Raw genomic sequence first — 14,488 nt, 5'->3', positions numbered from 1 at the left:
ATTTTCATTCTAATCTTACTCATGTATAATATATTTCGAGTATCGAAAGAAAGGAGATAACGATGGGTGCACAACTGGAAGTACAACAAGATGAAGTGATAAAAGAGAAGATTTGGACGCGAGACTTTATTCTAATATGTCTGGCTAATTTTTTTATCTTTTTTGGATTTCAGATGACATTGCCGACACTACCTTTATTTGTAAAAGAATTAGGTGGAAGTGATCAATTAGTCGGTATTATTGTCGGTATTTTTACTTTTTCTGCATTATTATTAAGACCATATGCAGGTCACGCACTGGAGACGAAAGGTCGCCAATTTATCTATATGATTGGATTGGGGATATTTGTTATCTCCGTTGGTTCTTTAGCATTTATTGCAAGTATTGCATTACTATTTGTTGTACGAGTGGTCCAAGGAGTTGGCTGGGGATTATCAACCACAGCGACAGGAACGATAGCAACTGATATCGTCCCTGCGAGTAGACGTGGAGAAGGTTTAGGTTATTTTGGCCTTTCGGGAAATATCGCATTAGCGTTCGGACCAGGATTAGGACTTGCATTAGTAGGGAAAATTTCCTTTACAACATTATTTTTAATATGTGCTGGCTTAGGGTTAGTTGCTCTTCTTCTTTCCTCAAAGGTTCGGTATAAAAAAGTAGAAGAAAGAACTGATAAAGTAGTTACTCCTAGATTTGATATATTTGAAAAATCAGCAATACAGCCATCTATTTTAGTATTCTTTATTACCTTTACATTTGGTGGAATAGCAACCTTCTTACCATTACATGCTATCGAGCATAAAGTTGATGGTATTGAACTATACTTCTTTATTTACGCTGCATTTCTATTTATTTCCCGCACCTTTGCTGGGAAAATCTATGATAAAAAAGGGCATTTATATGTATATTTACCAGGAACGTTTATGATTCTAGTAGCTATGATTCTATTAGCCTGGTTACCTAGCACTTTTGTACTCCTATTTGCTGGGGGATTATATGGTTTAGGATTTGGATCTGTACAACCTGCATTACAAGCTTGGTCGGTTGAAAAGGCGCCAGGTAATCGAAAAGGAATGGCCAATGCGACCTTTTTCTCTTTCTTCGATTTAGGTATTGGATTTGGAGCGTTAACATTCGGGCAAATTGCCTACCTTTTCAATTACGGTACGATTTATATTACTGGAGCTGGTTCGATTTTCATTTCGATGATTGTCTACCTAGCTTTAGTATTTAAAGCGAGAAATGAACAAAACAAAATGAAAACGGAGCAAATTTAATTATTTGCTTCGTTTTTTAGTATAATCTAGCCCGTTTTTCGCCATTCTAATTAATAGAATAAGATAGTTTAAAAATATAGAAATCTCCTATACAATATAGGGAAAAGCATTGTATTCATATTAGCAAGAAGTAAAATTCAGAGGTGTCTAGCTTCGGGTACTCGGAGCTTTTCTAAAAGGCAGGTTAATAGATTTTGAAAAAACTTAGTGATATAAATATCCAAAGACTGTTCCCATCTTTAATCTATAAACGTGGATTAGAATATTATAATCGTGGTAATGTGACCGACTTAGCATATGACATGAATTATAATGTCTGGACGGCGACGGTTCGTGGAACGGAAGATTATTTTGTTGAGATTAATATGAAAGATTTAGAGAGAGGTTCTGTGGATACTTATTGTGATTGTCCAGCATTTGAATCATTCGGATCTTGTAAGCATATTGTCGCGACCTTGATTGGTATTGTAAATAAGGAAGTACCCGAAATGAAAGCATTATCGAACTACGATTATGACTTAACGAATCGTTTTATTCGTGCGCTTAGTAATATTGGGGATCCCTCAGATGTGACCGACATTCTTCCAGAAAAAGAACAACTACATGTAGAATACATTATGAAATGGTCCTATGATAAAAATCTATTAATAGAATTAAAGGCTGGAACGAATAGGGATTACGTAGTAAAAGATATTCATGAATTTTTACGTGATGTGCTAGAAGGGAATGAACACTTCTTTACGAAAATGTTTAGTTATTCCCCTGGTCAACACGATTTACTTCCTCAAGATAGGGAGATTTTTGAAATCCTTGGATCGATTCAAAAGAATGAAAAGATATACGATGGCTATCATGTTTATCATTATAGAGGAAATGTGAACGATAAGCGGTCACTAATTGTCCCCCCGTTAGTCGCTGAAAACTTAATAGAAAAATTAATTAGCCGTGACTTTACTGTTGAAGGGAATAACCAGACCTTTTCTAATATAACGATAGAGAAGGGGAAATTACCATATCACTTTGCCTTAAATAAAAATGAACGGAATGACTTGCTATTAACAATGCACGAGGTTGAAGACGGTGTATATTTAAAAAATTATGAGATATTGTTCTATAAAGGTACTTTTTATTTCCCATTAAAAGAACAAATCCCAATATTAGAGCTCGTTAGTTCCTTTGGTAAGATTGATCAAAAATTACCGATTTCAAAAAAACAAGCTGATACGTTTCTATCTGAAGTACTCCCATCATTGAAAAAAGTTGGGGAGGTAGAAATTTCGGATCAAGTATCTTCAGAGATTATCCAGCTCCCATTACGAGCGAAATTGTATTTGGAAGCGAAGGATGAATGGATTACGGGAAGATTGGAATATCACTACGGAGATCATATCATTGATCCATTTAGTGGTCGCGATGATCATGAAGTCATCATTATACGAGATGTGGATAAAGAAAAACAAATTATGCAGCTCATTGAGTATGCGAACTTTCATTATAATGGTAGGGAATTATTTATCGATGCAGATGAAGAGGAGCTATATGATTTCCTTTATAAAGTTCTACCTGTGTTAGATGAGTATGTTGAGCTATTCTTAACTTCAGAGGTCCGAAGCTTTATTATCGAAAATGAGCCTGTTCCAAGAACTAGTGTCCGAATGGAAGGGTCTAGCAATCTGTTAGAGATTGGCTTTGATATGGAAGGGTTAAATGATGAGGAGATTAACAAAATTCTAGATGCTGTTATCGAGAAGAAACGTTACTATCGCCTGCAAAGTGGAGAAATGCTGTCACTTGAAGGGGAAGAATTCATATCCATTCAAAACTTTTTCCGAGATATGGACATTAAGAAAAGTGATGTGCAAGACGGAAAAATTCATATGCCAGTCTATAGAGGAACACAGATCGACGATTTAATTGATACGAAGAAAAGCTACGACCCTGCCTTTAGACAATTACTTCATCAATTAAAGGAACCTGAAGAACAGCATTACGAGCTTCCTAGTAATTTGAATGCATCATTAAGAACCTATCAAAATACCGGTTATCAATGGTTTAAATCATTAAGCCATTACCGTCTAGGCGGAATACTGGCTGATGATATGGGATTAGGAAAAACCTTGCAAAGTATAGCCTATCTTGCATCAGAACTTGGGGAAAACCCACATTTAATTGTTGTACCTTCATCTGTTGTGTACAATTGGAAAAATGAATTTGAAAAGTTTGCACCTAGTTTGAAAGTGACAATTATGACGGGAATTCCACAGGAACGTCATGAACGAATCAATCAATATCAAGATTCAGATGTGTGGATTACCTCCTATGCAACATTGAGACAGGATATTGAGCATTATCGTGAACTCGATTTCCAAGCGTTAATACTTGATGAGGCACAATTTATAAAAAACTATGCAACGAAAACATCAAAAGCGATCCGAGAAATAAAAGCAAGTAGGAGATTCGCGTTAAGTGGGACACCAATTGAAAATTCGATTGATGAACTATGGGCGATATTCCAAGTTGTTTTACCAGGACTAATGCCAAATCAAAAGACGTTCAAACAGCTTCCACATGAAAAAATTGCTGCTATCACGAAGCCATTTATTTTACGCCGATTAAAGAAGGATGTTTTAAAAGAGCTACCAGATAAAATTGAAACGGTTAGTGTGTCAGAGCTTACAAACCAGCAAAAAGAGCTATATGTTGGGTATTTGAGACAACTACAACAGGAAACGGCTCAGTCAATCAAAGAAAGTGGCTTCCAGCAAAACCGAATGAAAATATTAGCTGGATTAACTCGGTTAAGACAAATTTGCTGCCACCCTGCTTTATTTATTGAGAATTATGAGGGGCAGTCTGGGAAACTTGAGTTATTAATGGAAACGATTCACAATGCGATTGCAAATGGAAAGCGGATGTTAGTCTTCTCTCAGTTTACTAGCATGCACGAAATTATTATCGGAAAGTTAGCGGAAGCGGGAATTGATTATTTTTATTTAAGTGGTCAAACCCCTTCTAGTGAACGAGTCGAGATGAGTGAACGCTTTAATAATGGGGAAAGAAACGTATTCCTAATCTCCTTAAAGGCTGGTGGTACCGGTCTGAACCTAACTGGGGCAGATACAGTTATCTTGTATGATCTATGGTGGAACCCAGCAGTTGAGGACCAAGCAACAGGAAGGGCACACCGATTTGGCCAAAAGAATGTCGTCCAAGTCATCCGCCTTATTACCGAAGGAACGATTGAAGAAAAAATATATGAATTACAACAAAAGAAAAGAGAACTCATCGACAAAGTAATTCAACCAGGAGAAACGATGTTATCCTCTTTAAGTGAAGATGATGTGAGAGAGTTGTTGAGTATATAATAAGGTTTTAAAAAAATAACTTCGTATTTCGTATTATTAAAAAGTGAACAGCCCCGTTAGAATAAAAATTTGAAATTGCAACATACAATCTGAAATTAAGTTTTTTGTGAAGGGGAAATAAGTACTACAATCATTTAACTTTGGTTTCGTCATAGAATATGACGGAGCCTTTTTTTACTAGTTGTCAATTGGTGAGGATACGTTATATATAAATCTTATATTTAAGGGAGGGGTATCATGGGCGAGAGATATTTACCAAATGAAATAGAATGGATTAATAGGTAGTAATCTAATTGATTTTTCTTAAATTCTGCAATAATATACTATATCCAATTTTATTTTTTGAAGTATATTTATGTGAAAACACTGAAAGGAGTTTTCACCATGGATATGACATCATTTATAATATACTGCTTTATTGTAACTTTCACTCCAGGACCGACTAATATAGTTATTTTATCTACTGTACATAATTATGGGCCCAGAAAAGCAATGAATTATACATGTGGAGCAATAATCGCTTTTGGCTTATTACTTGCGATATCTGCAATGTTGAATACAGTGATGATAACCGTTATTCCAAAAATTATAATAGGTATGCAGATTATCGGTACAGTTTATATGCTATACCTCTCTTATCAAATCTATAAAATGGATACATCAGAATCAACAGACAACAAAACCGGTACTTTTTCTACAGGGTTCTTTATGCAGTTTTTAAATCCGAAAGTAATCGTATTTACTATGACGGTTATTCCTAGCTTTGTTTTAACCTACCATACCGATACACTTACTGTTACGTTAAGTGTTATCGTGATAACTATTATTGGATTTATAGCATTATTTTCATGGCTTCTTTTCGGTACAATTCTCAAAAAGTTTTTACAAAAGCATACAAGGATTGTTAATGTAATCATGGCATTAGGATTAGTCTATGCTACCATCATGATATGGGTATAGATAGATTTTAAAGAGGTGAATAATGTGGATAAATTTCTCTATAAAAAGGCTGCTAATATTACAGCGCTGTCTGCTAGTATCACTGATTTTAAGTATAAAAAGCATTGTCATATGGAGTATGCAATTGGTGTAACCTTGCGTGGTATTCAACATTATAACCTGGATGGCAGTTTACAATTATCCTATCCTAATGGAGTAATGCTTTTTAATCCAGAACAGACACATGACGGAATGGCACACGATGAGACGGGTCTTGATTATGTTATACTTTATATTGATCCACAGTTGCTTTTAGAGGTATCGGGAAACAAAGACATGGTAAGTTTCGAGACCCCGGTAGTGTATGATTATACACTTGAGCAACGCGTATTAAGTCTAGCTAATGCCATACTAAAAGAACAAGATGAGGCATTATGTAGTGAACTATTCATATCCCTCACAGATACGCTTATTCAAACAAATCTCTCAACTACTTTTACGAAAGATAATGTGCTAATTAATAAAGCGAAAGATATGCTTCGTTCTGATTTAGGGAATGTTCTCAAACTTGATGAGATAAGCAGGGAACTTTATCTATCAAAATTTCAGTTTATTCGTTTGTTCAAGTCTCATACTGGTATAACGCCATATCAATACTTTCTTAACTGTAAGATTCAACGTGCCAAGCAATTAATAGATAAACATAAAGATATATATCAAACAGTAGCTGAATGTGATTTTGTTGATTTAACTCATTTAAATAAGCATTTTAAGCGAGTATATGGAATTACAGCATATGAATATATGTCACATTTAGGTTGAAGTTAGAATTATGGAATAACGACCCCAATCTTAAGGCGTGAATGAGTAATGAAGATAAAGTTGCAACTTAAAAATACAGAATAATTTTTATGTTATGCATATTAATGTTCGAAATAAGAATCAGGAAATGCTGCTACTATACTATTTTAGACTTTGTAGCTGCAATATTTATATGATTATTGGGGGATGTACACTTGAGTAGGCTTGAATTAATTCGTAAGGAAGAAAAGAAATATCATGATTTTTGTTATGAGAACTACAAATTATTTGAAGAAGGTTCTTGGTTATTTAAACCAGTTAAAACAGTAATAGATTTACTACCTTTATTTCATAATCAAGAAAATATCCAGGTACTAGATTTAGGTTCAGGAGTGGGGAGAAATAGTATCCCAATTGCTCAAGGAATAAAAAATAAGAATGGAAAAGTCGTTTGCGTAGATATATTAGATTCAGCATTAGACAAATTGAAATTTTATAGCAAAGAGTATAACGTATCAGACGTAATCGAAACAAAAAAAGCGGATATAGGACAATACGATATTACAAAAAATGAATATGACTTCATAGTTGCTGTATCGACTTTAGAACACGTAGAATCAGAAGAAATATTGGAATGTGTTATTAGAAAAATGGCATCAGGTACAAAAAATAAGGGAATAAACTGTATTATTATTAATTCAGAAGTGGAAGAAATTGATATAGAATCAAACAAAAAGCTAGATGCTATGATGGAGATAAATATCAATACTGAAGATATGGTAAATATATTAAATAGAAGTTATGAAGGTTGGGAAGTCTTAAACATGCTAGTTAAGCCGTTAGAATATAAAATTGTTCGTGATGAAAAAGAAGTATTATTAAAAACAAATGCTATTACCTATGTTGTAAGAAACTAATAGTAGAATTTAAGTAAAGGGTATCATAACAACGGTAAAATTAGTCCTCGATTCTATGTTAGAATTAAAAAACTGTTGGAGTCCGTTTCAAATATAGGCTTATCGGTTCGATTATTTCGTTGTCAAATGTGTAAAAACGTTGTTAAATAAAAAAGCAAGTGAATTACGTTGCTAATTCACTTGCTAAACAAGTTATCAAATATCTATTTGAAAAAGCTTCCTAGGTCTACCTTTCACATAAGGCTTTTCTTCGCCAACAATCTTAATCACATTCCCGTTTAATAACTTATTCACCGTACGTTCTGCACTTCTTTTCGTAACCCGATAATAATTTGCAATATCATTAGAAGAAAAAGGCTCGTTATTACGTAGTTGAACAAAATCAATAAAATTATATGAGAGCTCGTTATTTAACTTCGCCTTATGAATAAGTGCTTGATAAAGACGAGAAGTATCGAAATGCTTTTTAATACCTAAAGGACCAATTGTCTCCTGACGATCATTTACAATATAGCAACTGCTATTCGTGTTATGTGTACATGCATCCAATGCGATTTTTGCATGATCCTCTGCCTGCTTTGCTGTTAAACCTAAACCGAACCCAATTTCAATTGGGGTATTTAGGGCATTTTCGACTTCTTTAATTAGTGGGAAATCTCGAAAATGATTTGTAATATGATCTAAGACGCCCCTAGTCCCGAAAACAACATATTGATTTTCATTATTCGTTAAAACGGATGCATATGTTTTATGTCCAAATTTCAGTAAAATTTGATACAGTTGAAGATGTAATTCCTTAAGGTGTAATTCTCCTTTTTCTTCCTTTATCTTTTCTCTATTTTTTATACGAATATAACCTGCAACAATTTGAGCACTTTTACTCATGTTTAAGACTGTCATGTTTTTACACTCTTCTATCGCATTATCGATATTTCGTTTTGGAATATCCATCTGATAGGTAGGAATACCTTGTTCTTGTAGATCTTTCCCTACTTCATATAAAGAGGTAAGTACATAATCAATCTTACCTTCATCCCAAAGCTGTTTATGGTGATCCACGATTTTACTTACATTCGTATCATCTTCATGTTTATAACTATATGTATAAATGCCATCACTTGCTAAATTTAACTCCGATAATACCTCTGTAACACTACAGTCATCAAGGACGTCAATTGATAATCTGCGAAGTTGTTGATTGTGTGTGTTTTTTAAATGGTAGAAAGACGTTAGTAACATGTATTCATCAAAATCAACTTGAACCGTTGGTAAACGCTTCTTTTTAATCTTGTTACTTGCATACAAATATGGGAGATTTTCTAAAAATAAATAAACATCACACATGAATGCTTTTTCGATAAGTTCACAAGCTTCACTTGCTTTTTTATAAATAAATGGAATTACTTCCATTTCATCCTGGTTCGAAAGGTATTGTTGAAACCGATCGATTAAGATATCTCTTCCAAATACAGCAACCTTTATTTTCACCAATCTTCCCTCCCTAGAGTAAGATGTTTTTATGTTTTTATGAGTATAGTAATCTTATAGTAAAGAAAATTCTGTCAATTTAATTCGTACGTCATGCTTAATTAGCGAACTAATTAACGACACCTTCGCTAATTTATCCTATTCTAAGAAATTTTCCCAATATTGTCAAGTTAATAAATGATTTGGTTTTTTATGAAAACAATCAGCTAGGTGTCAACTTGCGAGGTGACCCCTAGCTATTTATTTTATCCTTGTGGACTGTATCTTGCTTTTACTTGTTCGCGTAGTTCACGTTTTAGAAATTTGCCAACTGAAGATTTAGGGATTTCTTCAAAGAAGAGAACATCATCCGGTAACCACCATTTTGGAAAATGTGGTGTTAAAAACGCTAAGATATTTTCTTTGGTTACTTTTTCTTCTAATCCTTCGTGTAACACAACACATGCAACAGGTCGTTCTTGCCATTTTTCATCTGGAATAGCTACTACGCTAGCTTCAAAAACAGCATCATGCGCCATGATAGCGTTTTCAATTTCGACCGAAGAAATCCATTCGCCACCACTTTTAATCAAATCCTTAGTACGGTCGACAATTTTAATCGTTCCTTCTTCGTCAACTGTTACAACATCACCAGTATGGAACCAACCTTCTATAAAAGCATCATCACTTCTAGCATCATTATAATATTCGTCTGCAATCCATGGGCCCTTTAATAGTAATTCTCCCATTTCCTTCCCATTCCATTCGATTTCACCATTATTTCCGACTACTTTCATTTGCAAACCAGGTACGAGAATACCTTGTCTTGCACGCTCGGCGAATTTCTCTTCTTTCGATAGATTTTGTTGATAGCTTTTTAAACGAGAAATCGTTACTAATGGAGTAGTTTCCGTTGCGCCATATGCATGATAAAATGGTATTTTATGTTTCTCTTCAAAAGCTTTAATTAGGCCAAGTGGAGCAGCTGATCCACCACATAAAACAGCTCGTAGACTAGAGGTATCATAGTTTCCTTGTTCTAGTTCCTTTAGTAATCCAAGCCAAATCGTTGGTACTCCAGCTGTAATCGTGACTTTGAACCGTTCAATAAATTCTGCTAATCGTTTCGGTGTAAAGCGTGGCCCAGGCATCACTTGAGTAGAGCCGAACCAAGTACAAGCAAATGGAGTCCCCCATGCATTGACATGAAACTGTGGTACAACAGGCATGGAAACATCAGATTCTGAAATCGCTGCAGTATCAACAAGTCCTAATGCATAGCTATGCAAGACGATAGCTCTGTGGGAATAAACCACACCTTTTGGTTTACCAGTTGTTGCAGACGTATAACACATTCCTGCTGGTTGGTTTTCATCAATATCTTTTGCAAATTCATAGTTTGGGTCGCCAATTGATAGTAATTCTTCATAGGAGTAAAGTGGTTGAATAGTAGAGTCCGGAAGTTCAGCTTTATCCGTCATCACAACAAAAGCTTCAACAGTAGTTAAATGCGTGTGTATATGTTCGATGAGAGGTAGAATATCTTCGTCAATAAATAAAACCTTATCCTCGGCATGGTTAATAATATAGATGATATCTTCAGGGGATAAGCGAATATTGATAGTATGTAAGACAGCCCCCATACCTGGTGCGGCAAAATAGATTTCTAGATGTCTATGATGGTTCCATGCTAATGTGCCTATCCGGTCGCCATTTTTGATGCCGAGTTCATTTAGTGTACTCATTAATCTTCTCGTTCGTTGGCCAATTTCACCGTAGGTAAACCGATGAAGCTTATCATGGGTCTGTGAGATTACTTCTTTCTTTGAAAAGAACTGTTCAGCATGTTCTAATAATGACCCGACCAGTAATGGTACTTGCATCATGCATATCATCTCCTTATAATTTAATATAGGTATTTGCCTATATAATATCATATTATTTTGATAATTTGTAATAAAATTAAAATTTACCTTCAAAGGTTGTTTTTTCAAGAGACTTCACTGTTGAAACGGCTTTCATTTTTATTAATAGTTTGACAATAATAGGTACTTTTAAGTAGAATAAAATTTAGGAATTTAATTAAGGGGGAAATTTAATGAAGAAGAAGTATATTCTATCAATAAGCATTTTATTAGTTCTATCACTAGTTCTAGCTGCTTGTGGTAGCACACAATTATCCATGCTAACAGGTGGTACGGGTGGTACATATTACCCGCTTGGTGGCGAAATTGCTGGTATTATTTCAGATGAAACAGATTTAGACGTAACTCCATCATCTTCTAGTGCATCAGCTGATAATATTGCTGCACTTCAAGAAAATGAGGCAGATATTGCATTTACACAAACAGACGTAATGGCAAATGCAGTAGAAGGAACGAATTCATTCGAAGGAAATCCAGTTGATAACGTATTAGCTATCGGATCTTTATACCCAGAAACTATTCAAATCGTAACAACAGCTGACTCTGGTATTACATCTGTAGAGGATTTAGCAGGTAAGCGAGTATCTGTTGGTGCACCAGGATCAGGTACGTATGTTAATGCTCAACAAATCTTAGAAATTCACGGACTAGACATTGAAGCAGATATAGAGCCTCAAAGCTTAGACTTTGATGAGTCTACTGATGGTCTTCAAGATGGAAATATCGATGCGGCATTCATTACTGCTGGCACACCAACTGGTAGTGTAGAAGGTTTAGCTGCTACTACAGATATTACAATTGTTCCAATTGCACAAGATAAAATTGATGCATTAGTTGCAGATTACCCATACTATGCAGCGGATACAATTCCAGCTGGAACATATGGTCTGGAAAGTGAAGTAACGACTGTTGCAGTTCTAGCAATGCTAGCTGTAACAGATAGTTTATCAGAAGATGAAGTGTATGAAATGACGAAAGCTATCTATGAAAATGCGGATAAAATTACACACGCTAAAGGTGCGTTGATTACGAAAGAATCTGCACTTGATGGGATTGGAATTGACTTCCACCCAGGTGCTGAGAAGTACTTTAAAGAAGAAGGATTACTAGACTAAAAAAGTTAAAATATAGTATGATGGAGTGGCCGGCTTTTTGCCTGAATAGGGCTTGATAGCCGGCTGCCCATTTTTTTAGGTTGTGATTGCTTGCAAAAGTCTATGAAGAAACGATATATTATTAGTTTTCTCCTACTGCTTGTCCTATCATTAATACTTTTCGTTCCTTTCCGAAATGCCTTAGTATTTTACACACAAAATACAAGTCACATTGAGGCATACCTTCCAATAGAAGAAGGGGACTCATTTCAAATTATATTTACACATTCCATACACTTGACTGACGTAGTCGAAATCTATGAGATTCTACCGGACGATTCGATTAGGCAAAATGAAATTATTTATGAGCATTATGGTATTGGTATGCCTGCTAATGATATAGATGGTGGAACATTTGTATATGAAGATGAAAAGATTCATATAAAAGATATGAATAGAGTTTTTCCTTATATTAATTTACGCAACGGAAAAACAGTTCCGAGACATCGATTAGTGTGGGGTAAAGAGGGTGAACATATGGTGTGGTTTAACGATTATTTTGAGAAAGGCGCTAAGTTTACTCTTAAAGTAGATAAGCTTTCCTTATGGCAAATATTGAAAGGAGTGAAAATTCATGAGTGAAAAAAATGAAAACGTTAAAGCGGAATTAACCGCGGAAGAACAGGAAGCCTTAATGCAGAAATATGATCAAGAATCAAATACTCGTAACCTAAAAGGTGCGGCTGCCATTATTGTATTTGTTCTCTTATTATCTTTCTCATTATTCCAATTGTATACAGGTTACTTTGGGGCATATACTGCTTACATTCAACGTACTATTCACTTAGGCTTCGCATTAGTATTAATTTTTCTACTGTTCCCTGCGAAGAAAAATGGAAATAAACGGCAAATAGCGTGGTACGATTATGTATTAGCAGGTTTATCGCTAATAGTCTGCTTATATTGGCCAGTATTTTATAATGAAATTGTTCAACAAATTGGTTCGATTTCAACAGCACAAATCATTATCGGTGGAATTGCGATTCTCTTGACGCTTGAAGCAACAAGACGTGCCGTAGGACTTCCGATTACAATTATTGCTGGTGCAGCTTTACTTTATTCCTTATTAGGACCTTACATGCCAGGTATGTTAGGGCATAGAGGGCTAAGCTTAAACCAATTAGTAAATACGATGTTCTTTACGACAGAGGGTATACTAGGTACACCATTGAAAGTATCTTCAACATATATATTCTTATTCCTGTTGTTTGGCGCATTTTTAGTTAAAACAGGTGTCGGTACGTACTTTAACGATCTAGCTATTTCACTTGCTGGAAGACGAACTGGTGGACCGGCAAAAGTGGCGATCTTCTCTAGTGCATTAAATGGTACGATTTCAGGTAGTTCTGTAGCGAACACGGTTACTACAGGTTCTTATACAATTCCGTTAATGAAACGCCTTGGTTATCGTAAAGAATTCGCTGGAGCGGTAGAGGCTGCCTCTTCGACTGGTGGGCAAATTATGCCGCCGATAATGGGTGCTGCTGCATTCCTAATGATAGAGTTCGCCGGAGTTGCGTATTGGGAAATTGCTAAAGCGGCATTAATCCCTGCAATTTTATATTTCGCTGGAATTTGGATCATGACTCACTTGGAAGCGAAGAAAACGGGATTAACTGGACTTCCAGAGAGTGAGATACCACCTAAAAGAGAAGTGTTAAAGAAAATCCACTTACTAATTCCGATTCTAGTAATTATTGTGTTCTTGTTCATGGGCTACAGTATTAATAGAACGGCTCTATTAGGTATAGCATCGGCTATTATCGTTAGTATGTTCTTAAAAGAGACTAGAATGACTCCTAGAAAGTTTGTAGATGCATTAACATCAGGTGCTCGTACAGCATTAGGTGTTGCAGCAGCTACTGCGAGTGCGGGTATTATTGTAGGTGTCGTAACAAAAACTGGTCTTGGATTAAAACTAGGTAATGGGATAGTTGATATTGCTGGAGCATTAACGTCAAATATTAACATCCAATTATTATTAACGTTATTCTTTACGATGATTGCTTCTATCATATTGGGAATGGGTTCACCTACTACAGCGAACTATATTATTACATCAACGATTGCTTTACCTGCCATCTTGGCGTTAAATGATCAGCTGGAATTTGCGATACCAGTATTAGCTGCCCATATGTTTGTCTTTTATTTCGGTATCGTAGCGGACATCACACCGCCGGTTGCGCTCGCCGCATTTGCTGCATCCGGAATATCTGGTGGGGAGCCGATACGAACAGGATTTAATGCGTCGAAGCTTGCGATAGCAGCGTTTATTATTCCGTATATGTTCGTATTGAATCCAGAAATGCTAATGATTGAAACGACTATCGGTGGAGTTATTTGGATATTAATTACGGCACTAACCGGTATGATTGCAATAGGTGCTGGACTTATCGGATTCTGGTACAAACATTTAAATATATTTGAAAGAATGATATCAGTACTGACGGGTCTCTTACTTATGTATCCAGAAGGTCATACAGATATCATTGGTCTAGTAGCGTTTGTTCTGTTATTGGTTTACCAGTATATCTTTAAAGGTAACCGGGAACCAGTAGAGAAAGTACAGGGAAGAAATAAGTAATTTAACTAAGGGAAGATTTTCAGGAGAGCTGATAATCTTCCCTTTTCTAATTCAAGTGT

At 35.5% G+C, this 14,488-nt stretch carries 10 protein-coding genes; 8 read left to right on the top strand and 2 right to left on the bottom strand.

Annotated elements, in window-relative coordinates; genetic code table 11:
- The first annotated feature begins 62 nt into the window (after nucleotides 1–62).
- The 5 genes from AB1K81_RS08770 to AB1K81_RS08750 all read left to right on the top strand — a co-directional run bounded on the left by AB1K81_RS08770 (nucleotide 63) and on the right by AB1K81_RS08750 (nucleotide 7,299).
- On the top strand, nucleotides 63–1,277 hold the full coding sequence (locus AB1K81_RS08770) for an MFS transporter (protein WP_412976283.1): 1,215 nt from the start codon (nucleotides 63–65) through the stop codon (nucleotides 1,275–1,277).
- A gap of 194 nt (nucleotides 1,278–1,471) precedes the next feature.
- On the top strand, nucleotides 1,472–4,642 hold the full coding sequence (locus AB1K81_RS08765) for a DEAD/DEAH box helicase (protein ID WP_412976282.1): 3,171 nt from the start codon (nucleotides 1,472–1,474) through the stop codon (nucleotides 4,640–4,642).
- A 384-nt stretch (nucleotides 4,643–5,026) separates the two neighbouring features.
- Nucleotides 5,027–5,602, top strand: coding sequence for a LysE family translocator (locus AB1K81_RS08760; RefSeq protein ID WP_412976281.1), 576 nt, complete (start codon nucleotides 5,027–5,029; stop codon nucleotides 5,600–5,602).
- A gap of 24 nt (nucleotides 5,603–5,626) precedes the next feature.
- Nucleotides 5,627–6,403, top strand: a complete 777-nt coding sequence (locus tag AB1K81_RS08755; protein ID WP_412976280.1) for a helix-turn-helix transcriptional regulator — start codon at nucleotides 5,627–5,629, stop codon at nucleotides 6,401–6,403.
- Between the two features lie 194 nt (nucleotides 6,404–6,597).
- Entirely contained in the window at nucleotides 6,598–7,299 is a 702-nt protein-coding gene (locus AB1K81_RS08750; protein ID WP_412976279.1) for a class I SAM-dependent methyltransferase, read from the top strand.
- A 195-nt stretch (nucleotides 7,300–7,494) separates the two neighbouring features.
- Here the strand turns inward: AB1K81_RS08750 and AB1K81_RS08745 are convergent, their stop codons facing one another.
- Both AB1K81_RS08745 and AB1K81_RS08740 read right to left on the bottom strand, forming a co-directional pair.
- Nucleotides 7,495–8,787, bottom strand: coding sequence for a hypothetical protein (locus AB1K81_RS08745; protein ID WP_412976278.1), 1,293 nt, complete (start codon nucleotides 8,785–8,787; stop codon nucleotides 7,495–7,497).
- A gap of 245 nt (nucleotides 8,788–9,032) precedes the next feature.
- Nucleotides 9,033–10,652, bottom strand: a complete 1,620-nt coding sequence (locus tag AB1K81_RS08740) for a long-chain fatty acid--CoA ligase (RefSeq protein WP_412976277.1) — start codon at nucleotides 10,650–10,652, stop codon at nucleotides 9,033–9,035.
- 212 nt (nucleotides 10,653–10,864) lie between these two features.
- Between AB1K81_RS08740 and AB1K81_RS08735 the strand changes: the two genes are divergently transcribed.
- The 3 genes from AB1K81_RS08735 to AB1K81_RS08725 all read left to right on the top strand — a co-directional run bounded on the left by AB1K81_RS08735 (nucleotide 10,865) and on the right by AB1K81_RS08725 (nucleotide 14,429).
- Nucleotides 10,865–11,806, top strand: a complete 942-nt coding sequence (locus AB1K81_RS08735) for a TAXI family TRAP transporter solute-binding subunit (protein WP_412976276.1) — start codon at nucleotides 10,865–10,867, stop codon at nucleotides 11,804–11,806.
- 90 nt (nucleotides 11,807–11,896) lie between these two features.
- A complete protein-coding gene (locus tag AB1K81_RS08730) occupies nucleotides 11,897–12,427 on the top strand; it encodes a DUF1850 domain-containing protein (protein ID WP_412976275.1) in 531 nt (176 codons plus the stop codon).
- On the top strand, nucleotides 12,420–14,429 hold the full coding sequence (locus AB1K81_RS08725) for a TRAP transporter permease (protein ID WP_412976274.1): 2,010 nt from the start codon (nucleotides 12,420–12,422) through the stop codon (nucleotides 14,427–14,429). Before AB1K81_RS08730 ends, AB1K81_RS08725 begins: the two co-directional genes overlap by 8 nt.
- Nucleotides 14,430–14,488: the final 59 nt, after the last annotated feature.

This window comes from Ornithinibacillus jepli, from assembly GCF_047228935.1.
GTDB lineage: Bacteria > Bacillota > Bacilli > Bacillales > Amphibacillaceae > Ornithinibacillus.
This window is presented reverse-complemented; position numbering and strand designations above follow the sequence as displayed.